20 protein-coding genes are annotated in these 20,599 nt (G+C 59.2%); 11 read left to right on the forward strand and 9 right to left on the reverse strand.

All coding sequences use genetic code 11. From position 1 onward, the window contains the following. Positions 1 to 81 precede the first annotated feature (81 nt). The 5 genes from X265_RS38070 (at position 82) to X265_RS38090 (ending at position 5,816) form a co-directional block, all read left to right on the forward strand. On the forward strand, positions 82 to 1,359 hold the full coding sequence (locus X265_RS38070; protein WP_128955148.1) for an MBL fold metallo-hydrolase: 1,278 nt from the start codon (positions 82 to 84) through the stop codon (positions 1,357 to 1,359). Positions 1,360 to 1,441: 82 nt separating this feature from the next. Further along, positions 1,442 to 2,092, forward strand: coding sequence for a DUF1007 family protein (locus X265_RS38075; protein WP_128930074.1), 651 nt, complete (start codon positions 1,442 to 1,444; stop codon positions 2,090 to 2,092). A gap of 279 nt (positions 2,093 to 2,371) precedes the next feature. After that, positions 2,372 to 4,669: a type II secretion system secretin GspD gene (gene gspD, locus X265_RS38080; RefSeq protein ID WP_128955149.1), complete on the forward strand. Its 2,298-nt coding sequence runs from the start codon at positions 2,372 to 2,374 to the stop codon at positions 4,667 to 4,669. Positions 4,670 to 4,685: 16 nt separating this feature from the next. Continuing rightward, positions 4,686 to 5,285 (forward strand): prepilin peptidase, encoded by a 600-nt coding sequence (locus X265_RS38085; RefSeq protein WP_128930076.1) that lies wholly within the window; start codon positions 4,686 to 4,688, stop codon positions 5,283 to 5,285. Between the two features lie 45 nt (positions 5,286 to 5,330). Further along, positions 5,331 to 5,816, forward strand: coding sequence for an SEL1-like repeat protein (locus X265_RS38090; RefSeq protein ID WP_128930077.1), 486 nt, complete (start codon positions 5,331 to 5,333; stop codon positions 5,814 to 5,816). Between the two features lie 732 nt (positions 5,817 to 6,548). Here X265_RS38090 and X265_RS38100 read toward each other — a convergent pair. Next, entirely contained in the window at positions 6,549 to 7,634 is a 1,086-nt protein-coding gene (locus tag X265_RS38100; RefSeq protein WP_128930203.1) for a TRAP transporter substrate-binding protein, read from the reverse strand. A gap of 88 nt (positions 7,635 to 7,722) precedes the next feature. Then, a complete protein-coding gene (locus tag X265_RS38105; RefSeq protein ID WP_164933594.1) occupies positions 7,723 to 9,399 on the reverse strand; it encodes a thiamine pyrophosphate-binding protein in 1,677 nt (558 codons plus the stop codon). Between the two features lie 183 nt (positions 9,400 to 9,582). Here X265_RS38105 and X265_RS38110 point away from each other — a divergent pair, with 183 nt between their 5' ends. The 3 genes from X265_RS38110 (at position 9,583) to X265_RS38120 (ending at position 13,633) form a co-directional block, all read left to right on the forward strand. Beyond that, the gene (locus X265_RS38110) at positions 9,583 to 11,058 is read left to right on the forward strand and encodes an aldehyde dehydrogenase (RefSeq protein ID WP_128955150.1); all 1,476 of its coding nucleotides are present in this window, start codon (positions 9,583 to 9,585) and stop codon (positions 11,056 to 11,058) included. Positions 11,059 to 11,189: 131 nt separating this feature from the next. After that, the gene (locus X265_RS38115; RefSeq protein WP_128930081.1) at positions 11,190 to 12,560 is read left to right on the forward strand and encodes an amidohydrolase family protein; all 1,371 of its coding nucleotides are present in this window, start codon (positions 11,190 to 11,192) and stop codon (positions 12,558 to 12,560) included. 101 nt (positions 12,561 to 12,661) lie between these two features. Next, the gene (locus X265_RS38120) at positions 12,662 to 13,633 is read left to right on the forward strand and encodes a Bug family tripartite tricarboxylate transporter substrate binding protein (protein WP_164933595.1); all 972 of its coding nucleotides are present in this window, start codon (positions 12,662 to 12,664) and stop codon (positions 13,631 to 13,633) included. A gap of 27 nt (positions 13,634 to 13,660) precedes the next feature. On the opposite strand, the gene X265_RS38125 is transcribed toward X265_RS38120, so the two are convergent. Continuing rightward, entirely contained in the window at positions 13,661 to 14,455 is a 795-nt protein-coding gene (locus X265_RS38125) for a GntR family transcriptional regulator (protein WP_128930083.1), read from the reverse strand. 553 nt (positions 14,456 to 15,008) lie between these two features. Between X265_RS38125 and X265_RS38130 the strand changes: the two genes are divergently transcribed. Beyond that, positions 15,009 to 15,968, forward strand: a complete 960-nt coding sequence (locus tag X265_RS38130) for a LysR family transcriptional regulator (protein ID WP_128930084.1) — start codon at positions 15,009 to 15,011, stop codon at positions 15,966 to 15,968. 790 nt (positions 15,969 to 16,758) lie between these two features. On the opposite strand, the gene X265_RS38135 is transcribed toward X265_RS38130, so the two are convergent. Together X265_RS38135 and X265_RS38140 are read right to left on the reverse strand one after the other, a co-directional pair. Then, positions 16,759 to 17,286, reverse strand: coding sequence for a GNAT family N-acetyltransferase (locus X265_RS38135; RefSeq protein WP_128930085.1), 528 nt, complete (start codon positions 17,284 to 17,286; stop codon positions 16,759 to 16,761). Next, positions 17,274 to 17,588, reverse strand: coding sequence for a type II toxin-antitoxin system TacA family antitoxin (locus tag X265_RS38140; protein WP_128930086.1), 315 nt, complete (start codon positions 17,586 to 17,588; stop codon positions 17,274 to 17,276). Before X265_RS38140 ends, X265_RS38135 begins: the two co-directional genes overlap by 13 nt. Positions 17,589 to 18,009: 421 nt before the next feature. Here X265_RS38140 and X265_RS38145 point away from each other — a divergent pair, with 421 nt between their 5' ends. After that, on the forward strand, positions 18,010 to 18,297 hold the full coding sequence (locus X265_RS38145; protein WP_128930087.1) for a type II toxin-antitoxin system Y4mF family antitoxin: 288 nt from the start codon (positions 18,010 to 18,012) through the stop codon (positions 18,295 to 18,297). 9 nt (positions 18,298 to 18,306) lie between these two features. On the opposite strand, the gene X265_RS41130 is transcribed toward X265_RS38145, so the two are convergent. The 4 genes from X265_RS41130 to X265_RS38155 form a co-directional block, all read right to left on the reverse strand. Further along, entirely contained in the window at positions 18,307 to 18,537 is a 231-nt protein-coding gene (locus tag X265_RS41130) for a hypothetical protein (protein WP_188637393.1), read from the reverse strand. A 37-nt stretch (positions 18,538 to 18,574) separates the two neighbouring features. After that, positions 18,575 to 18,757, reverse strand: coding sequence for a hypothetical protein (locus tag X265_RS41135; RefSeq protein ID WP_188637394.1), 183 nt, complete (start codon positions 18,755 to 18,757; stop codon positions 18,575 to 18,577). A gap of 49 nt (positions 18,758 to 18,806) precedes the next feature. Next, positions 18,807 to 19,037: a hypothetical protein gene (locus tag X265_RS41140; RefSeq protein WP_188637395.1), complete on the reverse strand. Its 231-nt coding sequence runs from the start codon at positions 19,035 to 19,037 to the stop codon at positions 18,807 to 18,809. Positions 19,038 to 19,246: 209 nt separating this feature from the next. Then, entirely contained in the window at positions 19,247 to 19,603 is a 357-nt protein-coding gene (locus X265_RS38155; RefSeq protein WP_232995558.1) for an XRE family transcriptional regulator, read from the reverse strand. A 291-nt stretch (positions 19,604 to 19,894) separates the two neighbouring features. Between X265_RS38155 and X265_RS38160 the strand changes: the two genes are divergently transcribed. After that, positions 19,895 to 20,074, forward strand: a complete 180-nt coding sequence (locus tag X265_RS38160; RefSeq protein WP_128930088.1) for a hypothetical protein — start codon at positions 19,895 to 19,897, stop codon at positions 20,072 to 20,074. Positions 20,075 to 20,599: the final 525 nt, after the last annotated feature.

Raw genomic sequence — 20,599 nt, forward strand, 5'->3', positions numbered from 1 at the left:
AACAACCGAAAGAGGAACCTTTATATGTTACGCAGGAACTCAATCCCAACCAAGTGTGCCTTGGCTTTGGCCGCGACGCTCATGGCAGGTTCGGCGTTGTCGACCACGGCTCACGCAAACAATGGCGACTTGATCGCAGCGCGTCAGAAATTTTTCGGCGACGAGAACGTCGATCCCGAGTCCGGGCGGGTCAGTCCCGACAAGGTCATCTTGTCGTGGCTCTCGAATTCAACTCTGGCGGCTTCCATTGCCGGCCACGTTTTGCTTTTGGACACTTACGTCACTCGGCTCGAAGTTTCGCCGGGCCGCACGCCCTTCGTTATCGGCGATTTGGTTGCTCTCAAACCAGAAGGCCTTCTAATCGGGCATGGTCACTTCGATCACGCGGACAACGCGGCCTACATCGCTGCGATGACCGGCGCGAAACTCTACGCCACCGCGGAAACCTGCGTTGCCCTGCAAGCCGATTTCGCGCGCGAGCAGGCCGACCCGGCGATTCAAGGTAATCCGGCTACGGCGTTTCCTCACAAGGCGTCGATCTCCTGCAACACGGTCACGACGACCGGTTCGGTTCCCGGCACCCAAATTGTCAAACTGGACTTCCTGGAACCGGACGCCTGCGTAATCGCCTTCCGACACTTGCACTCGGTTGCAGTCCCGGTCGACCCGACCTGGCCGCGGGCACCTAATCCGTCCGTTTATTATGCGGTTGACCCGCGCGATCCGGGGCTGTTTCCGGCCGGAACGCCGCTTGCGCCCGGGAAAAGTGGGACGCTGCCTGGGCAGATCAACATTGCTACCAGCGGCAGTGGTGGTCCGGGTGGCCCTATTCCGCTGTTTTTCGATTTTGTGTTGCGCGAAGGTCGTCACTTCACCTTTGCTTGGTATAACTCGTCGGGAGCACTCAAAGAAGGATTGGGAAGCGGGTGGCCCAACGGCACGCCAGCTGACGGCCAGCGTATCACGAACATCCTGAAGAGTTTACCGGCCACCGATGTGGATGCCGGTACGATTGCGACAGCCAATTTCGATAACAATTCTTATCGTGATCCCTTCGCGTATATTCAAGCGCTGAACCCGAAGATCTTCATTCCGTTGCATCTGACCACCGGGTCGACCTTCAAGGAATCCATCTCGCCCGCCGTTTACGGCGGATACCTGGATCAAATTAAGCGCCTCGGCCTGACACTCGATCAATGGCCAGACACACGATGGCTCGTTGATCCCGAAGATTACGCAAAGCCCATCGTCTACGACATTCGGGACCCGCGCTGGGACAATCCAAAGAAGCTGCCCGCCATCAAGCATTATTGCGGTTCTGATCCAGACGACCACCACGACGACCACGGGAAGCCGTGACCACCGCGCCGACGGCTGCTCGAAAAGAGGAGCCGTCGCGCCCTTCCACGATCCGCGCGCCGGATGCAACTGAAATGATGCAATGAAACGCTCTCTGATTTGGTTCGTAATCGTCGCAACGCTGTGTGTGTGCATCCACGCAAGGCACGTCGACGCTCATCCGGATATATTGGTTCACATGCATGATGCGGTTATCTTTGATGGAAATGGCTCTATCAGCGGCGTCCGCGTATCTTGGACCTACGATAGGGAAACGTCGGTGACGGCATTGCGAAGTAGCGGCCTCAACGAAAGCGCCCCACACCTCGGGCGTGACCAGCTTGATCCGCTGGCCAGGGCGACGGTTAATTCGCTGCGCGCGTCTGACTTCTATACGTTCGCGCGCGTCAATGGCACCAAGCAGCCATTCGATGGCGCATCCGATTCATGGCTCGAGTGGGATGGATCGGTGCTAACATTGCATATGGCTCTCAACTTCAAGCAGCCCGTGAGCAACAGCAATTTCACGCTCGAGCTCTTCGATGAAACAGACGAGATCGAGTTCGATTTCCAAGAAGGAGACGCCGTCATCATGACGAAGGCACCCAAAGACTGCGCGCTCGTCGTCGCACGGCCAGGCGATGCCGCCGCTCAACGGGAACTTCTCGGCGATGCTTATCTCAATCCCAACGTTCAACCGGTCGGTTGGGATGCGCAATACTCAAACAAGGTTTCGGTGCGATGTCTAAGTTAGAGGCAATTACAGCCTTGCTCAACCGAATGAAGTCGCCGCTCGACGCTGAACAAGCTGTCTTATGAGCGATTTCGCGCGCGGAGACATTGCTTTGCAGAATTGTCACGGGCGAAACGAAAGTGTCGGTGCAGCGATATTGTTGCATGCGGCTTAGCCGTTGCGACAACAACATAAGGAGTAACGTCAATCATTGAGAAGATTGGGCGCCGCGCGGTTCACGCGCTCGACGATCTGCTCGCATTTGTAATGAAGACGCGAGAGAGTGAGAGGCTACGCGCTATGTTGACACGCCTGCACCGTTTGCGATGTGGCGCGAAGCTGAAGAAGACAATTGCCCTAGTTGCCGCGGGGGCTCTGACGGGATGCGGCGCGCCACTCACGTGGCAGGACACTCACACCAAACCTGACGTAATGGATGAGGTTCGTAATCAGGATCTGCTTCCCCGATTTCCGGAACGCACCGCAGAAGCCGATCTGCAAGGCACTGTCCGGCCAGGTCGCGCCCAACTCTTTTCGGCCGAGCCGGTCTCTTCTATGCAGGCAATCGTGGCCCCGGCGACGAGTACCGGCACCGGTCCCGGGTATGAACTGAATTTCGAAAACGCCACGATTGCGTCGGTTGCAAAAACTGTACTCGGCGACATCCTGAAGACGAGCTACACAATCGACCCGCGTGCTCAGGGCAATATCAATATTGCGTCGGGAAGGCCGGTTCCGAAGCAGGACTTGCTGTTCGTGTTCGAGAGTGCGCTCCGATTGGCAGGAGTCGCGCTCGTCCGCGACGGCGCCGCTTATCGAATTGTCCCACAGACAGAGGCACTCGCAGCCGGCAGTCTTGATTCGCAGCCTGCAAACGTGGAGCCGGGATTTGGCGTCTCTGTCGTGCCGCTTCAATACATATCGGCCGGGACGCTGATGCAGCTCCTGGATAGTTTTGCTACGAAGCCCGGTGCGGTTCGCGTGGATAAGGCTCGCAACATGCTGCTGGTTCAGGGCACAGGGCCCGAGCGTCGCACGGTCGTCGATACGGCTGTTGGTTTCGACGTTGATTGGATGCGGGGGCAGTCAGTCGGTATCTTTCCACTCCAGAACAGCGCTCCTGAGCCTGTCCTGACAGAACTCGAAAAAATCTTGAATTCAAAGGAAGGCGACGTTGGGCACGATCTTGTCAAGTTTCAGGTAATGGAGCGCCGCAACGCGATTTTGGCGGTAACCTCCAAGCCGCAGCTCCTGCGAACGGTCCAGACTTGGATTGGCCGACTCGACGCATCAGATCCTGCCCGTGTTGTTGTACATGTCCGCCGGGTCAAGTACGGCGACGCCCGGCAGCTCGCGAAAGTGCTCGGCGAAATCTTCGGCGGAGGCAGCTCAAATGCAACCGACAGCGCGGCGGGACAGGTCGCGCCTGGGAGCGGTTTGGTGAGGACATCGTCCAATGCCGACCGACTACCAGCCATCTCAACGACTTCCAGCTCCTCCACAAGCACAAAAGGCAATACTGATTTCGGCGGAGGCGCACTCGGGGGCGGATCGCGAACAGGGAACGACACTGGCGGCTCGGAGCTACAGAGCGCTGGCCTTAGCGGCAGGCCCGTGATGGAGGGGATTCGCATCGCAGCCGACGTTTCCACGAACTCCCTGCTTATCTATGCGAACGCTCAGAATTACCGGACCGTCGAACAGACCATACGCCAGCTCGACCAACCGCAGGCTCAAGTCGCGATCGATGCGACCATCGCTGAAGTTACGCTCAACAACAATCTGAGCTACGGGGTTCAATTTTTCATCCAAAGCAAAAACCTCGGTATGGCTCCCGATCGAGGCTCCGCCCTGAACGTCCCAAGCTCCCCCCCAGGACAGCAGTCGAGCGTCCTCAATGGCGTCGCATCCGCTTTCCTTAACCGCGCCTTCCCAGGCTTTAATTTCCTCGTCGGCCCTGAGGCGCAGCCCAACATGATCATAGATGCGCTGCACGCGGTGACAGATGTCAAGATATTATCGAACCCTTCGCTGGTTGTGATCGACAATCAGGTCGGCACACTACTCGTTGGGAACGAGATCCCGGTATCGACCGGCACCGGCAACGTTCTCAATTCGGCGACCGGCACCAACAACACGATCATCAACTCAATCGACTATCGCAACACCGGCATTATCTTGCGCGTCATTCCTCGGGTTAGTCCCGACGGCAACGTGCGCCTCGATATCGAGCAAGAAATCAGTCAGGCGACGAACGCGACCGCGAACTCGCTCACGCCGACCGTCTCGCAACGCAAAGTGAAGAGCTCTGTCGCCGTGCCGAACGGGCAAACCGTACTCTTGGCAGGCCTCATTCAGGAAAACACTGAAGTCGATCGTGGTGGGATTCCGGTTCTCGACGAGATACCGAAAATTGGCGACCTCCTGTCGCACCAGAACAAGACGACGACCCGGACCGAGCTCATTATCTTCATCCGTCCGCAAGTCATTCGGGACAGCATTGCCGCCCACTACGTCGCCGAGGAGTTTCGGGCAAAGCTGCGCGGAACGGTCGAGTCCCTTCCTTCCAAGGGAAGACAACCGCCACTACTTCAATGAAGGAGCAACGAGGAAAATGCCGGAACGCCTCTCGCGTTGCTCGCAAAAGTTTCTCACGTTCCGAGCACCGACCCACGTCACGGTCACGGCGGCATTCGTCCTCTGCGCCGTCTGCATGGCGACGAGCGTCGCAGCGGATCCGAGCTCCGCAGGCCTCCTCGGGGCGGCATTCTCCGCCGTTGCCATCGCAATCGCCGTTATAGATGCGCGACTCTTCGTAATACCAGACGAACTGACCATCCTGGCGCTTGTACTCGGATTGGCAAACGTGTTCGTGCAACCTCCAGACTGGATGGTGCCGACGCTCGCGACGGCAGCATCGCGCGGAGCGGCATTAGCCGCGATGTTCTGGCTATTGCGCATCGCCTACAGGTCCGTCCGTCTGCGCGACGGCATCGGGTTGGGGGACGTCAAACTCGCCGGCGTTGCTGGAGTCTGGCTCGATTGGAATCTGATTCCAATCGCAATCGAGGTCGCGGCCGGATCAGCTTTAATCGCCTGCGGAATTGCGGCGCTTCTCCGTCGCGACAGCATCCAAGCCATCACCCGGCTGCCGTTCGGTCTGTTCTTCGCGCCAGCCATTTGGGTCACATGGCTGATATGGAAGGTCTGGTGAGGTTCGAATGATCGTTGCAGATTGCAAATCGACTCGGGAACATCTATGAAGAATGCACGCCCCCTGATCGGAACTTTGTTCCTCACACTGTGGACTATCGGCAACGTGTTCGGCGCCGAACTCTCCGAAAACGGGCGCTCATTCGCGCGGCGACATGTTTCGGCGGCGGGCGGTGCGATTGAAGCATGCCGGTCCGCTCGAGCCGCAGCTGTCTTGGGCTTCAGGCACGAACATGGCTTCAATGTCCCGCAGTCCTACGAGATAGCCGCGGCGTATTACCACACGGCAGCCGCATGCGGTGATCCGACAGGCCAATATTTGTTCGGCCTCTCCTACGATAAGGGGCATGGCGTTGCGCAGGATGGCGTTCTTGCGTACATGTGGCTGAATTTGGCTGCCGCCCACGCTCCTCAGCTACGGCGCCCGTATTACCTTCGAACAAGAGACGCGGTAGCCAATAATCTCACGCCTGCACAACTCAGCCAAGCTCAATGGCTAGCCATTCAATGGCGGCCCGGAACGGCACCTTAATCCCACTTTTCGAGGTTCCGACCAGGCCTTCTTCGATCATGTGCGAATGGTGCTAGCCGTCGCTTTTCGCGGCGCAGCTAGGATGCATCTGTAGACTCTCGGTTCGGCGGCGTGGCGGTCGACGTCGGTTCTGATCTGCTCGGGTTCGGCGCACGAGCCACCGGTCTTGCGCGCCTTCTGCTCAATTCCTTCGCTCGGAATAGCGAAATTCACAGCGAGCAGATCATTGCCGTGCCTTCTTAAGTTACGCCTTGCTTGCGTATTCACGTGGAGCCAGCCCGGCAATTTGGCTATAAAATGCGGAAAGTCAGTCCCATGGGCGGGTGACAAGGTCTGCCGGAGTTGCCGCCCCGGCGCCGAGCGGTTTTGGCGGTCCCAATCCGTCCAACATGATTGCATCGCCTTCCGGCGGCACCAACCTACTCCGCATGCGCCGGCTCGGGCTGTCCTGTGTTCGTGCTGAATTCGTTACTGGGCGTCGTTGCCGAGTAAGAACTCTGCGGCGTAGCACTATATATATCGCGTCAGGGCCCAGAGTTGTGTTACCGCACACAGTTCGAGGGGATGACGGAGCGTGCGCGGTAAGACCCTCACGATCCATATTCGGCCGCAGCCAGTCCAAGAAGGATAGCCAGCACGAAACTTCTTGGGCATCGTTTGAACGCGGCTGCTGGAAGTCGCCTGAGTTGCCGATGCGAAGCGCGGGCCCCCGAGCCCTAGAGACCGATCCGGTCACGTCTTGTACAAGCTATACAGATTGGATTCGAAGCTCGCTTCTGCGACCCTGAACCAGGTCACGATGTCCTCACGAAACTTCAGCCATTCGCTGTAGATCTTGCGAAACTCGGCATTCTTCTCCGTCTCTTCGGCGTAGAGCGAGAATGCCGCGCGATAGCCGCCCTCCATGATCTCGCGCGAGAATGGCCTGAGCTCGGTGCCGTTTGCGATCAGCCGACGCAGCGGCGCCATGTTGCTGGCGTCGTAATGCGACAGCATGTCCCAGGAGGCCTCCGCGGCGGCCACCTCGAATGCCCGCTGATAATGAGCAGGCAAGGCCGACCAAGCCTTCGCTCCTACATAGAAGGCCAACTGCCCCGTGCAATCCCACCAGCCCGGGTAATAGTAATATTTTGCGACTTTGTTGAAGCCCAGCTTCTCGTCATCGTAGGGGCCGACCCATTCGACCGCGTCAATCGTGCCTCTTTCTAGTGCAGCATAGGTGTCGCCGCCGGCAATGTTCTGAGGAACGACGCCGAGGCGTGCGACCACGTCGCCCGCAATGCCGGGGATGCGCATCTTGAGGCCCTTCAGATCATTGAGCGTATTGACCTCGCGGCGAAACCAACCGCCCATCTGCACGCCCGTGCTGCCGCCGGGAAAGTTCACGACGCCGTAGGACTTGAAGAACTCCCTGAACAGTTCGAGCCCGCCGCCGCGATACATCCACGACAGATGCTGGCGTGGCGTCATTCCGAACGGCAGCCCGGTGTCGATCGCAAACGCCTTGTTCTTGCCGCTGTAGTAGATCGATGCCGTGTGTCCTATCTCGACCGTTTCGCTCTGCACGGCATCGAGTACCTGCAGGCCTGGCACGATTTCCCCGGGGCCGAACACCTGAATCTGGAAGCCGCCATCCGTCATCTCCTCGACGTGCTTGGCAAGGCGAACGGCGATACCGTGAATGGTGTCGAGGTTCTTGGGATAGCTGGACGCCAGGCGCCAGCGGATCGTGGCCTTTTGCGCTCGGACGACAGAGGGGGCGGTCAGCGGCAACAGGCCGACCGCGGCAACTCCAACAATAGCTCGACGGGTCTTCATGGTTCCACCCTGGTTCTTTATGATTGTTGATTGTCGTAGGTTGGATCGCTGACGGCGTGCCCGCTCCTCCGGCGCGCCGTCCGCCAATCTAGAGCTTCCGTTCCATCACGGCATCGAAATTGGTGACGGGCGGAAAGGCTTCCTTGTCGATGACGACGTCGATCACGAACGGATTGGATGCCTTCATTGCGACCGCCATGGCTGCCACAAATTCCTCGCGATTGGTGGCGCGTGCGCCCCTTGCACCCAGCGCGATTCCGGCCGCGGCGAAGTCGACGCGCCCGAAATCGTTCGCTTCCGCAACCACATTTCCCTTCCAGCGATATTTCTCGTGATATTCGAAGGCGAGCGCGCTGTTGTTCATGACGATGATCACGACCGGCAGCCTGTAGCGAACCGCCGTCTCGACATCAGCCAGGTGATAGCCGGCGCCGCCGTCGCCGGTAATGCATACCACCTTCTCCGATCGCGCGATCTGGACGCCGAGCGAGGCGGGGAGCGCCCAGCCGAGCGATCCGACTGCGCGGAAGAAGGCGTCGTAACGCAGCGTCGGGAACAGCACGCCGGTCCAGGCAGCCATGTAACCTGTGTCTGCGACCAGCGTGATCTCGCTGCCATAGCGGGAGAGCTCGTCGAGCACCGAAAGCGGGGAGAGGGCCGTGTTGCCACCTGACGCAGCGAGTTGTTCGCGGTGATTAGCTGTCCATTTATCAGTATCGCGGCGGCAGCGGTCCAGCCAGGCGGACGATGTCCGCAAATTCTGCTGTTTAACGAGGTCAAGTAGGTCGGTGAGGAAGATCTTGATGTCGGCGCGGACACCGAGGCGTGGCGCGTAGGTGTTAATGAGGGAAGCCGGATCATGGTCGATCTGGATCACGGTCGCCTTGCGGCTCGGCAAAGTGTAGCCGTTGGTTGCCAGTCCGCCCAATCGGGTCCCGAGAGCGAGGGCGCAATCGGCCTCTGCCACGAGCTTGTTGGCGCTCACCGAGGAATAGCGTCCGACGATGCCGCAGAAATTCGGGTGTGACGTCAGAATGGCCGGCTTGCCGCCAGCCGTGGCGACGATCGGGATGCCCGCAAGGTCCGACAGCAGTGCCAGTTCGGCCCACGCGCCGGCAAGCCGCACGCCCTCGCCGACAAACAGAACCGGGCGCTCCGCGCGCTTGAGGAGGTCGAGCGCCGTAGCAACCTCGGTGCCGAGCGCACGCACCTTGCTGGCGGCATTTGAGTAGGAACGTTCTAGCCGGTTCGCGGTTTGCGGGTCCCCGGGCAGCGCGAAGAAATTCTTCGGCACGTCGAGATGGGTGGGTCCGCATGTCGGTGTCGCCGCGATGTGAAGCGCCTGCGAGACGAGACTCCCTGTCATCTCAGGAGCGGCGACGGCACCGTTCCACTTCGTGACGGGCTGGAAAATGACATGTTGGTCGAGGTCCTGATACTCGTTCATGTGCAGGGCTTGCGTCGCGGTCGCTCCTGTCAGCGCGAATACCGGCGATTGGGCCCAGACGGCATCTGCCAGTGCGGCCGCGACGTTGGCGGCGCCGGGCCCGGCCTGCCCATAGGCCGGCGCGACGCGGCCGCTGGCGCGGGCATAACCGTCCGCCATGTAGACCGCGCTGGCCTCGCTGCGTGCGACCACCATTCGAATTCCGGCATCGCGAAGCGCGATCCACAACGGCTGGTCGCCGCCGGTGAGGAGGAAGAAGTTCTCGACACCGGCATGCTTTAGCGCAGCGGTGATGTCGGTGGCCACGTTGTTTGTCATTCTAGTCCTCCCCGCGCGGGTTCGTCGACCTGCAACGTCAATAAAGTATGTCATACCGTATTATTGCAAAAGATATTTTGTCAAACCTCCCTCAGGGCGCGTAGTAAGCAATAGCTTGACCTCACTAAAAGCCAATAATACGATATTATGATTCCAGATATTTATGCTGCAGGGAGGCGTTCCGTGAAGAAGTACCAGATGTATATCGGTGGAAAGTGGGAGGATCCGGCCTCGGGCGAGTGGTTCGAGACCATGAATCCCTACACCGCCGAGCCATGGGCGTTGATCCCGCGCGGCAATGCCGAGGATGCCGCGCGCGCAGTCCAGGCGGCGCATCGGGCGATGAATGTGGGGCCGTGGCCCAAGCTGAATGCAACGCAGCGCGGCGCGCTGATGCGCAAGCTGGGGGACCTGATCGCGGCGAATGCAGAGCGGCTCGCCGAGATCGAAGTGAGGGACAACGGCAAGCTGATCAGCGAGATGCGAGGGCAGCTCAATTACATTCCGCAATGGTACTATTACTTCGGCGGCCTCGCGGACAAGATTCAGGGCTCGGTCATCCCGATCGACAAGCCCAACATGTTCACCTACACCAAGCACGAGCCGGTCGGCGTCGTCGTCGGTATCATCCCCTGGAATTCGCCGTTGATGCTGGTCGCCTGGAAGCTTGCGCCGGCGCTGGCGGCCGGAAATACCGTGGTGCTCAAGCCCTCGGAATTCACCTCCGCATCGCTCCTCGAGATGATGGCGCTGGTGGAGGAGGCGGGCTTCCCCCCTGGGGTCATCAACGTGGTTACCGGCTTTGGCAATGAGGTCGGGCCGGCGCTGGTCGAGCATCCTCAGGTCGCCAAGGTCGCGTTCACCGGCTCCGATGCCACCGGCCAGAAGATCTACAAGGGCGCTGCGCGCGGCCTGAAACGCGTCAGCCTGGAGCTGGGCGGCAAGTCGCCCAATATCGTGTTCGACGACGCCAATCTCGACAATGCGGTCAACGGCGCCATTGCCGGAATCTTCGCGGCCGTCGGGCAGGCGTGCATCGCCGGTTCGCGAATGCTGGTACAGGAATCTGTCCACGACGCCTTCGTCGAAAAGCTCCTGAAGGCGGCGGCCACGATCAAGATGGGCGATCCAATGCAGAACGAAACACAGGTCGGGCCGGTCGCCAACCGGCCGCAGTTCGACAAGGTCCTCGCCTATATGGAGATCGGCAAGAAGGATGGCGCGCATCTGGCACTCGGAGGCGATCGTGCCCATCGGCCGGAATGCGGCAAGGGTCTCTTCGTCGAGCCCACGGTCTTCACCGGCGTCAAGAACAGCATGAGGATCGCGCAGGAGGAGGTGTTCGGCCCGATCCTGTCCGTGATCCCATTTCGCGATGAGGAGGAAGCCGTCGAGATCGGCAACGACATCCTCTTTGGTCTGGCCGCAGGCGTCTGGACGCAGAACATGAAGCGCGCCCATGTCATGGCTGACCGGCTAAAGGCCGGCATGGTCTGGGTCAATACCTACCGCACGGTGAGCTACATGGCCCCGTTCGGCGGTTACAAGCGCAGCGGTCTCGGTCGCGAAAACGGCATCGAGGCCATCAACGAATACATGCAGACCAAGACCGTCTGGATGAGCAGCGGCGACGAGCCCTATCCGTTCGTGCTGCGATAAATCGCTGAGTTAGGTGATCCAGGGCGCATCGTCTCGGGATCAATTGCTAATTGCTCGTAATATAGTACTATAAGATTTAATGGCCCCTGGGACCAACCCGTGGGGAACGAGGAAACAGGGAGGAGCGCCGCATGAGAGCCGCATCGGTCGTCATCTTGGCCATCGCGGGCCTGTGTCTATCGGGCATGCCGGGACAGGCGCAAACAAAGTCAGTCGTCCTGAAGGGAGCCACTCTGATCGACGGAGCGGGTGGAAAGCCGCTTCCCGATTCCGTCTTGGTCATTCGCGACGGACGCATCGCGGCCGTTGGGTCCGTAACGGCGGTGCCGGTGCCATCCGATGCCGATGTCGTTGACCTCAAGGGCAAGTCCATCATCCCCGGCATGATCTCGGATCATTCCCATGTGGGTATCGTCAGGGGCCTCAAGGCGAGTCCGGACAACTATAATCGCGACTACATCTTGTCCCAACTTCGACAGTGGGAGGCCTATGGCGTCACCACGATCACGTCGCTGGGCCTGAACGCACCTGAATTCTACGATCTGCGAGCGGATCTACATGCCGGCAAGGCGCCAGGGGCCGACATCTTTGGCGCCGACCGCGGCATTGGGGTTGCGATGGGAGCACCGCCCGTGGCGATCGTTCCCGTCGGCCCGAACCAGATCTATCGCCCGGATACGCCCGACGCAGCGCGCGAAGCGGTGAGGGAGATGGCGGGACGCAAGACCGACCTGATCAAGATCTGGCTTGACGACTTCGGCAAGCTGCTGCCAGTCAAAGTGAAGCCGGAGGTCTATACCGCCGCCGTCGACGAGGCCCACAAGAACGCGCTTCGGGTCGCCTTCCACATCAACGACCTCGAAGATGCTCAGGCCGCCCTGAAGGCCGGCGCTGACATTCTGGCGCACGGCATCCGTGACAAAGAGATCGATCCGCCGACGATCGAATTGATGAAGAAGAATGCCGCCTGGTACGTTCCCACCTTGGCGCTCGACGATTCAAATTTCATTTTTGCCGACAAGCCGCAGGTCTCGGCGGATCCGTTCGTGAACCGGGCACTGGATCCCGCCGTGAAGACGCAATTGGAGGATCCGGCTTGGCAGCAGAAGGTCCATGACGCACCAGCTTCCGAGCGCGCCCGCAAGGCGCTGGCGATGAACCAGAAGAACCTGATGACGCTTTACAAGGCAGGTATCGGCATCGGGTTCGGATCCGATTCCGGCGTGGGCCTGCGTTTCCCCGGCATTGCCGAACATCGTGAGCTCGATCTCATGGTTGAAGCCGGCCTCACGCCGATGCAGGCGCTGACCATCGCGACCAGCGGCGCGGCGAAGCTGCTCAAGCTGGATGACCGCGGTGTCCTGCTAGCTGGCAAGCTCGCCGATCTCGTCGTGCTCGACGCCGATCCATCGGCCGACATAGCCAACGTCCACAAGATCTCGGCGGTCTGGCACCGCGGAAAACCTGTTGCAGGGCCGATCGCAACGTTTGCGCAGCGATAAGGAGAATGGGCGGGGCCGGCGACGCTTGCATGCCGTCCTGGGCCACCCCCCGAACTGTTGGTCCGAAGTCTTGTTCTCGATCATCACCTCGGGAGAAACACATGGGACAACTGACACGACGTGCCGTGCTCGCCGGCGCACTCGCCACCCCCTTTGTTGCCAGGGCAGAGGACTGGCCTGCGGGTCAGATGAAGTTCATCATCCCGTTTCCTGCCGGCGGAACGCTGGACGCTATCGCCCGTCTGGTTCAGCCGGGTTTGCAGCAGAGACTGGGAACGACGATCATCATCGAAAACCGTCCGGGCGCAGCGGGCAGCATCGGCGCGGCGGCAGTGGCGAAGTCACCGCCAGATGGCCGCACGTGGCTGTTCGTATTCGATACTCACGCGACCAACCCGGTGACGCAGCCGAGCCTGCCATATAATTCCGAGACAGATCTGGATCCGGTCATGCTGGTCGGTACGGCGCCGAACATCATTGCCTGTCAGCCGTCACGCCCTTACCAGACTTTGGCTGAGTTGATCGCTGCGTCGAAAGCCAAGCAGGGCGGCTTCGCATTTGCGTCGGCTGGAACGGCGAGTCTTGGCCATCTCACGATGCTGCTGCTTGCCAAACGCTCCGGCGCGCAGTGGAGCCACGTTGCCTATAAGGGAGCAGCCCCCGCGGTGAACGACGCGATTGCGGGACATATTGACCTGATCATCGCAGCGACCACGGTGCTCAACAGCCAGATCGACGCCAAGTTGCTGCGCCCTCTCGCTCAGACCGGCGCAACACGCCACCCGACCCTTCCCGACGTACCGACGCTCGCCGAAAGCGGGTTTCCCGATCTCGTCGCGACGCCTTGGTGGGGACTGTATGCGCCCGGGAAGACGCCCAAACAGATCATCGCGCGTTTCAATACAGAGATGCGCGCGGTTCTGAAGGACGCCAGCGTGACGGGACGGATCAACGCGATGGGGCTGACGGTCGCTGCGAGCGATCCGGACTACATGCGCAACTTTTACGCGGAGCAGGCGCATATTTGGGGGCAGGTGGTTCGAGACAACGGTCTCCAGGCCGAGGGTGGATAGCAGATAGACCATCGCGCGGACCGGTTTTTACATCGTCACCCTACCGACCGGATTATTTGGTGCCGCGTCACGGCGCGGCCGTCCCCGCGGACGTTTCGCCCGAAGCGCGGCTTCCGCGTCCAGCGCGGCCTGGTGTTCCGCCGCCACCTCCAGCTGCTCCAGCACCTTGAGGGTTGCTCTCGCGCCCATGTTGACGTGATTGACGGCAGCCTGCCACGCCGCCTGCGGCTTCCGTGTGATGATCGCGTCGATTATCGCATGGACCTCGACAGCGTTTTCCTTCAGGCGTTCGGGCTGCGACAGAACAATGGGACGAAGATAGCTGAGACGTGCGCGAATGACGCTCACGAAGCCCTTGACGACGCTGTTGGCCGAAACGCTCATCAGGAATTCGTCGAGCTGATTCTTGCATTCGAGCACCTTAGCAACGCTACCTGATTTGAAGGCGCGGTCCAAATCTCGTTTGAGCCGGTGCAAGTCCTTGATTTCGCGCTCAGAGATCCGCTCGGCGGCGGTCCTTGCCGTCAGCCCTTCCAGCATACCCCTGACTTCATAGTGTTGCCGCGCCTCGTCGGGGGATACCCGCGCCACCACGGGTCCTTGATTGGGGATGTTGTCGACGATGCCCTCGGCCTCCAGTTGCCGCAGGGCTTCACGGACGGCAGTCCTACTGACGCCGGTCCATGCACACAGCTCGCCTTCCTTCAACCGCTCGCCTGGTTGAAAGCGGCCATCAATGATGGCGGTGCGCAGATTGCTTGCGACCTGTTGCCGGAGCGGTGCGGCCTTGGCCGGTACGCGCTGGACTTTGGAAACCTTCACGCAGTAATTCCTTGTACTAATTCGGTAATTGGTATCATACAATACTAGTTGATTATCCTGCTGCCTAGCTGCGATTTAGTCTCCTCAGGCTTGAGACGCTCGGACTGACATTGCCGAATATCCAACTTGCACTGGGCGAGAACGAGCCGCGGTCGAAAGAGTTGCCGCCGCACGCGCCTTGCCATCCTTGCTCACCAGGCGTCAAGGTCGGAAAGGGGTCCTGCGGATTGCGGCTCAACGAAGCACGTTCTCGCGGTCCTTTTCGCAGATCGCCGTTCAGGCCCCGCAGACCCATTCATACCTACGATGCCGGAGAGCTCGGCAGCCGCCGCCCTTGCGATGCGTTTGCCCAAGCTAGCTGGCGAATGGGCGAGGAAGAAACCAACGTCTACTGGTGCGCTCTGCCAGGCTCGCATAAGCTGAGTGGCTAACATGTGAGGGCCAAAAATTCATGCGGCAAGCTCGGTTTGACGGTTGGTTGCAGAGCTGTCGCGGTCCCGTCCGCACAAGCCGAACGGCATTTGCTATGTATCAATTCGCCCGTTCATAAGCCATGGACCTACGACAGCTTCGGTACTTCGTTTTCGTCGCGGATCTGAAGAGCATCGCCCGCGCTTCGGCTCACCTCGGCGTAGCAGGCCCTGCCATCAGCCGGTCAATCAGTGCTCTCGAAGACGAACTGCGAACGCCGCTGTTCGACCGAGACGGGAGAGGCATGCAGATGACGGAAGCAGGCCTCATGCTGCACCGAAGCGCATCCCAAATCCTGCGCGACGTGGAGCTTGTTCGTCAGGAGGTCATGGCCGAAGGAAAACACCTGACCGGCGACGTGATTATCGGAGCCACGCCGTCGGTTATCGCCATGGCGGGAGCGGAGCTCATCAGGGCCTGTCGCGAACGTCTGCCTCGCGTTCGTCCGCGCTTACTTGAGGGATATAGCGCTTATTTGCAAAACTGGGTGCTGACCGGCTCGATCGATGTCGCATTAGTCAACGGCCTTCAGCCAGATAGCCCGCGCCTCGTCAGTGAGTGCCTTGCCGTCGAGCGGCTGTTCGCCATCGGGCCACCAGGGATGTTCGCTGGCGATCCGGTCGGCCTTGCGAGCCTCCTTGAACATGCTCTGCTGCTTCCGTCGGCTCAAAATCCGATCCGAAGTTTGCTGGATGCGGGCGCCGCTGGCCTCAATCTCTCCGTATCCACGGTGCTGGAGATCGATTCCGTTACCCTTCTGAAAGACCTCGTGCGACAGGGCCTTGCTCCCGCTGTCCTCCCCTTCGGCGCTGTCAAATACGAGCTCGAGACTGGCGTCTTGAGCGCCAGCCCCATTGTCACCCCCGAAATCAGAAGCGATCTGGACCTCATTTACCTTGCCGATCGTCCGCCAACGCGAGTGGCATCCGAGGTGATCGACATGCTTCTGGAAATCCTACGCCAGATCGTTTCCAAAAAGGAGCCGAATGGTTTCGTCGAGATCCGGCATCGCGCCAGCGTCCGCCGCAAGGCAAAGACGTAGCCAAATCGCCGACAGCCAGAAGCGCGTGCCCACATAGCTCGATAGTGTCCACTGCTCGTAAAGGCCGGTGCGCAACACTCGAAACGAGGCAATGGTACCGGAGCCAAAGGCCATCATGGGTGTTAAGCGCTGGCGACTTCGCAATGAAGGCGTGATCCCTTTGTCGGCCTAACTGTTTCTGCGCGTTTGAGATGGGGCGTCTGAGGTTGACCTTCGCCAAACCGTCGCACGGATTCCGGCCGCCGTGAACGGCAGCAACTCCAGCCAAGGCTCAATTTCCCAGACCGTGATCTTCACTGGCCTTTCCGCGTCGGAATTGTGGGGCAGGCAGGGGTCAATGTCGATTTCACCAAGCGTAAGTTTCATGTTCATGAGCGCGCCGACGAATACAATCAGCTCGGCCGCCCGAAATCAGGCTCGGAGGAGCGTTCGTCCCATTGCCGCCGATCGCATTCAATGCGTTGCGTGAATGGAGGCTGCAATGTCCCAAGCCCGATCTCGGATCGGTGTTTCCAGTCCGGTGAAGGACGTCGAGATCGTCACCCGCGATTACATGGTCAAACGGGGCCCTGTGACCGGTGCAAATCGCCGCCGGTATCACCAAGTTAGGTAAGGCTCCAACGAGAAGGCCATGGACGCCGCAAAATATCCGGGCTTCACTCTCTTTCGGCACTTCTTTGCGAGCTGATATATAAACCGCAAGGTTGATGGCGGGCTTGAATTGCGGCGCCTAAGGTGGTCCAGGAGCGGCTCGGCCATTCGGTACTGGGGCAGTTGGATTGTGACGCCATTAGAGTGCGTCGATGGCAGTTTCGATAGGGAGGAAAAATGTTCGGGACCCAATCGGACTTTCTATGAATTCCGCTTCTTTCCAAAAAGCGGCAGCCTTCTCATCGATCGCGTGTACCAGGATGGCGCGAATACCGATCGTTTCAGATGCGTGAACGATTTGGTGGAGGGCATGTTGAAGCAGGTCTTGGCCGAGCCCCTTGCCCTTGTAGGTAAGATCTCGCGCCAAGCGGCCTATAATGGCTACAGGTACGGGATTTGGGAGTCCGTGCCTTTTTATGGGCGGCTTGGGAATTGCAGCCCTCTCAACACTTCCAGAGGCGATGCAGTAGTAGCCTACGACCGAATTGCCCTCGCAAACAACATAGGTGCGAGCAGTCTTGCCCTCGCTGTCGAGGGCGCGATTCTTCAACCAATCGGTCAGGGCTTCATTACCGCAATCAAAGCGGCTAAAGTCATGCGTCGGCTTGAGAAGCGTGGGGGAGGTTATGCCCGCACGCTTCCTCGGATGTTCGATTACTTCTGCCAAAGCGGCTTACGCTTCATCAGTGCCTTCAACTTGGTCCCGGCCGGAGGCGGGTTATCAAGTGCATTCAAGAAGGCATCGTGCTTCTCTGGATCAAGGACAAATAACCTTTGGTCCAAAAGCACATCGATGGCATGTTGCCGCGCACTATCCAGCATGAATTCGCTAAGCGTCTTGCCCACCGCCACTGCAGCGGTATCGATCAAGTGCTTTACCTGTGCGGTAGCGCGAATGTGGATATTGGTTTCGCTCCGGACGCGGCGCGACCTTACTCGCGCCGCAGGGCGCTGTAGTGCTGCTTCCATTGCGGTTACTCCTCACTTCTTATGAAGCGTTATATTGCATTCGTGTACACAATGTCAACACGGTTCGAATGGTTCCGAAGAAACTATCCAAAAAAGGGCCGAAGAGGACATAAGTGACCAATGGATCAACCGAAACGTTCACATAACCCAACTTAACTCCCCAAGTCGATTCTCAACGGGCGAGGTCCCTGGCAACGGTCGGAAAACCAAAAGCGGAAAAAACCCAGCTGCGGTCGAGCGGGGTCGCCGCTTGCTTGGTCAATGCCAAACTAAGCCGCTGTCGGCGTCTCAAATGATTGGACATCCCGGCGCAGATGTCGTCGATCGGCGACATTCTAAAATGTTGTCAAACGCTGACATTTCCGATTGTCAGCGAACGGCGACACGGTAATGTAAGCGATCGCTGACATTTGGATGTTCCATGCTCACACGTACCGCAGCCGATCTTGGCGCCGTCATCCGCGACCGGCGCAAGCGCCTCAAGCTCGATCAGTCGACGCTAGCTAAACAGGTTGGTGTCAGTCGCCAATGGATCATCGAAGTCGAGCATGGCCACCAGCGCGCAGAACTCGGGCTCATCCTTCGCGTCCTTGATGCTCTCGGCATCAAGCTCGATGCAGACAGCAATCTCTCCTCGGGCCACGCCGCCCCGAAGTCCGCCGTCGATCTGGATGCCATTGTGGCGAAAGCCAAGAAAGGCAAGCCATAATGGCCGAGCTCATTGCACTCCTTGAACGAAGTCGGTCGCGTCCGTAGTGATGCACGCGGCCGGCTGATCGTCGACGTTGGAAATCAGTGCATTGAACGTCATGCGTCGAAAAAGTTCTTTCGCATCCTTTCCCGGCTCCTCCGTGACCCGGCGCATCTCTTCCGCCATCAACACATAGGACCAGCGATCGCGCATCTCGACGGCTTCATCAGCTCGCAAACCGGTTAGCCCGCTGATCATCCGCGAACGCAAATATCCCTTGCCCGTCTACGTGCGATCAAAGCGCTTGACGAGAAGAACGTCCTTCGCTGCAAACCTTGGCCAACTCGAGCATCGCGCGTTCGACGCGAGTGTTGTTCCAGCGGTCGTCCGGACGATTGAACTTTGCGATCCAGAATCCGTGGTCATCTTCGACGACAGCTTTCGGACGGGCTCCGCCCATGGAGGTGCCGAGCAGCATCCAGTCTCGAACCTGGGCGCCTTCCTCGGTTTTACATCTTCCTAGAGCATCAAGGCTTCGGCGATTTCCTGAAGCTTTGCAAGTTCGAGCGTCTTGTTGAATTTGCGACGTGGTGCCGGAGGTTGTTGACCAAGTCCAAACCAAGCGCCCCTACGCCGTCGTCGGCTGAATTCAGCAGATAGTCGAGTTCGCCAAGCTGGGGAACCCCGGCATGCTTCTCGATGACGCGGCGACCCCAATAGTCCGAGCTTGCATCGCGTAACGCGCCAAAGACCGCCATTCAGTCGGCCTGTTTCGTAAGTCTCATCCGATAATTCAAGCTCGATAGGATCAATCGCGACCGCATCTCCGTTTGAGAGGTACAACTTGCCGTAGACGAAGCGAGCCAATGCATTGCCACGGCGATCCTTAGCGAGCTAGAATCGGGCCGGCGGTTATCGGTTCGGTCTGACACGGCAGCGTGATGTAGACGAAGCATTCGGTGTTGCTTTAGAAGTCATTGTCGAGCCCTCCGGACTTGCGCGCCCGCTTGCGTTCCCGCGTCGCTTGCAGAGCAATCCCTTCCCTGTCCTTTGAGGGGTCAGCGAGTTCTTCGAGGGGCTGGAGCATATCGTAGAGCCACAGCAGCCCGGCATACACCACGATACCCGTCGATGCTTTGCCCTTTTCGGCGTCCATAACAGCGCGCACGCCCGTTCCAATTCTGCTGGCTGCGTCCTGCATGGTCATGTTGCGGCGGATGCGTGCAGTACGCAGATCCGCTCCCAATTGCGTGAGCGTCCGTGACACCGGGTAAGGGGGCGCCTTTTGAAGTTTGTTGGTTGCTACCATGCTCTTGAAGGCCATTAAGCAGATTATTATGCTCTTAAGAGCATACAGCAATTTCCTGCAGTTTGCCATATTTTGCTTTTAAGAGCGCTTTATGTGCGATAATTTGCTCTCAAGAGCACTTATTCCATTTTCTAGTGCCGTAAATATATCAACGGGATATGTAACCAAAATATGCAGCTATTAGTTGTGAAAGTTCCTATGATAATCTATTTGGGAAGCTCTTTGACTCGTCAGGGGCAGCCATTTGGGACCAGCACCGAGGGTGCCGCCAGTCACGACTAACCAGGCGGGTCGGAATCCAGAAACATGTCTGGAGCCAACAACGAACAGCTTCGTCCGCCGCCGAGCTGGGACAAATTCGAGGAAATCTGCGCGGATCATTTTTCGCGCATCTGCAAGGACAACCAACACGACCGTGCCGGGCAAGGCAACTCGGCGTCGATGACTACGGCAAGGATAGCGGAGCTGATGCGAGATGAAGCGTGAGTTGACCTCCGAGATCGTCACGCGCGTTGTCAAGGAGGTGCGAAGCACTAATGTTGTTGCTGGTCCCAGCCCTGCGCAGGCACCGACCGGTCGGTCTGATCCACTGGACAACGGCTGACGGAAGCGCTCGAGCGCGACTACGCTGCGCGTTGCGAACCCCTTCTCCAGCAATCGGTCTTTCCCGAACTCCACAAACGAGACGAGCTCCCGCCGCTCCTTCCGATTTGCTGGAAACGAAAGGCAGGCCGCGTACGCTTCTCCCGGCACAGACGCTCGCGTCCGTGAATCAGTCGCAGAGATCCAGGCTTCGCCATCGTCTCCGGATCTCTCGCGAAATACGGCCTTGCTGACTTTGTCGCGTGACAGATTGGCCCTCCCAGGCTTGTCACCGTACGCATCAAGACTCTGGAGAAGAGGCTGCTTAGATGGGCACGGAACGGGAGGAACTCTTCTCACACGATGATCAAGAAGGGGGCGTCGGGCACGCCGCCGCCGCAGCAGGCAGCCGCGGGCGGAGGACTAATG

The sequence above is a fragment of the Bradyrhizobium guangdongense genome (genome assembly GCF_004114975.1).
Taxonomy (GTDB): Bacteria; Pseudomonadota; Alphaproteobacteria; order Rhizobiales; family Xanthobacteraceae; genus Bradyrhizobium; species Bradyrhizobium guangdongense.

Bases quoted from the DNA above. Each gene is read 5' to 3' on its own strand.
- X265_RS38070 (WP_128955148.1), top strand. From the start codon at position 82: ATGGCAGGTTCGGCGTTGTCGACCACGGCTCACGCAAACAATGGCGAC.
- X265_RS38075 (WP_128930074.1), top strand. From the start codon at position 1,442: ATGAAACGCTCTCTGATTTGGTTCGTAATCGTCGCAACGCTGTGTGTG.
- gspD (WP_128955149.1), top strand. From the start codon at position 2,372: ATGTTGACACGCCTGCACCGTTTGCGATGTGGCGCGAAGCTGAAGAAG.
- X265_RS38085 (WP_128930076.1), top strand. From the start codon at position 4,686: ATGCCGGAACGCCTCTCGCGTTGCTCGCAAAAGTTTCTCACGTTCCGA.
- X265_RS38090 (WP_128930077.1), top strand. From the start codon at position 5,331: ATGAAGAATGCACGCCCCCTGATCGGAACTTTGTTCCTCACACTGTGG.
- X265_RS38100 (WP_128930203.1), bottom strand. From the start codon at position 7,634: ATGAAGACCCGTCGAGCTATTGTTGGAGTTGCCGCGGTCGGCCTGTTG.
- X265_RS38105 (WP_164933594.1), bottom strand. From the start codon at position 9,399: ATGACAAACAACGTGGCCACCGACATCACCGCTGCGCTAAAGCATGCC.
- X265_RS38115 (WP_128930081.1), top strand. From the start codon at position 11,190: ATGAGAGCCGCATCGGTCGTCATCTTGGCCATCGCGGGCCTGTGTCTA.
- X265_RS38120 (WP_164933595.1), top strand. From the start codon at position 12,662: ATGGGACAACTGACACGACGTGCCGTGCTCGCCGGCGCACTCGCCACC.
- X265_RS38130 (WP_128930084.1), top strand. From the start codon at position 15,009: ATGGACCTACGACAGCTTCGGTACTTCGTTTTCGTCGCGGATCTGAAG.
- X265_RS38140 (WP_128930086.1), bottom strand. From the start codon at position 17,588: ATGGAAGCAGCACTACAGCGCCCTGCGGCGCGAGTAAGGTCGCGCCGC.
- X265_RS38145 (WP_128930087.1), top strand. From the start codon at position 18,010: ATGCTCACACGTACCGCAGCCGATCTTGGCGCCGTCATCCGCGACCGG.
- X265_RS41130 (WP_188637393.1), bottom strand. From the start codon at position 18,537: ATGATCAGCGGGCTAACCGGTTTGCGAGCTGATGAAGCCGTCGAGATG.
- X265_RS41135 (WP_188637394.1), bottom strand. From the start codon at position 18,757: ATGCTGCTCGGCACCTCCATGGGCGGAGCCCGTCCGAAAGCTGTCGTC.
- X265_RS41140 (WP_188637395.1), bottom strand. From the start codon at position 19,037: ATGGCGGTCTTTGGCGCGTTACGCGATGCAAGCTCGGACTATTGGGGT.
- X265_RS38155 (WP_232995558.1), bottom strand. From the start codon at position 19,603: ATGGCCTTCAAGAGCATGGTAGCAACCAACAAACTTCAAAAGGCGCCC.
- X265_RS38160 (WP_128930088.1), top strand. From the start codon at position 19,895: ATGTCTGGAGCCAACAACGAACAGCTTCGTCCGCCGCCGAGCTGGGAC.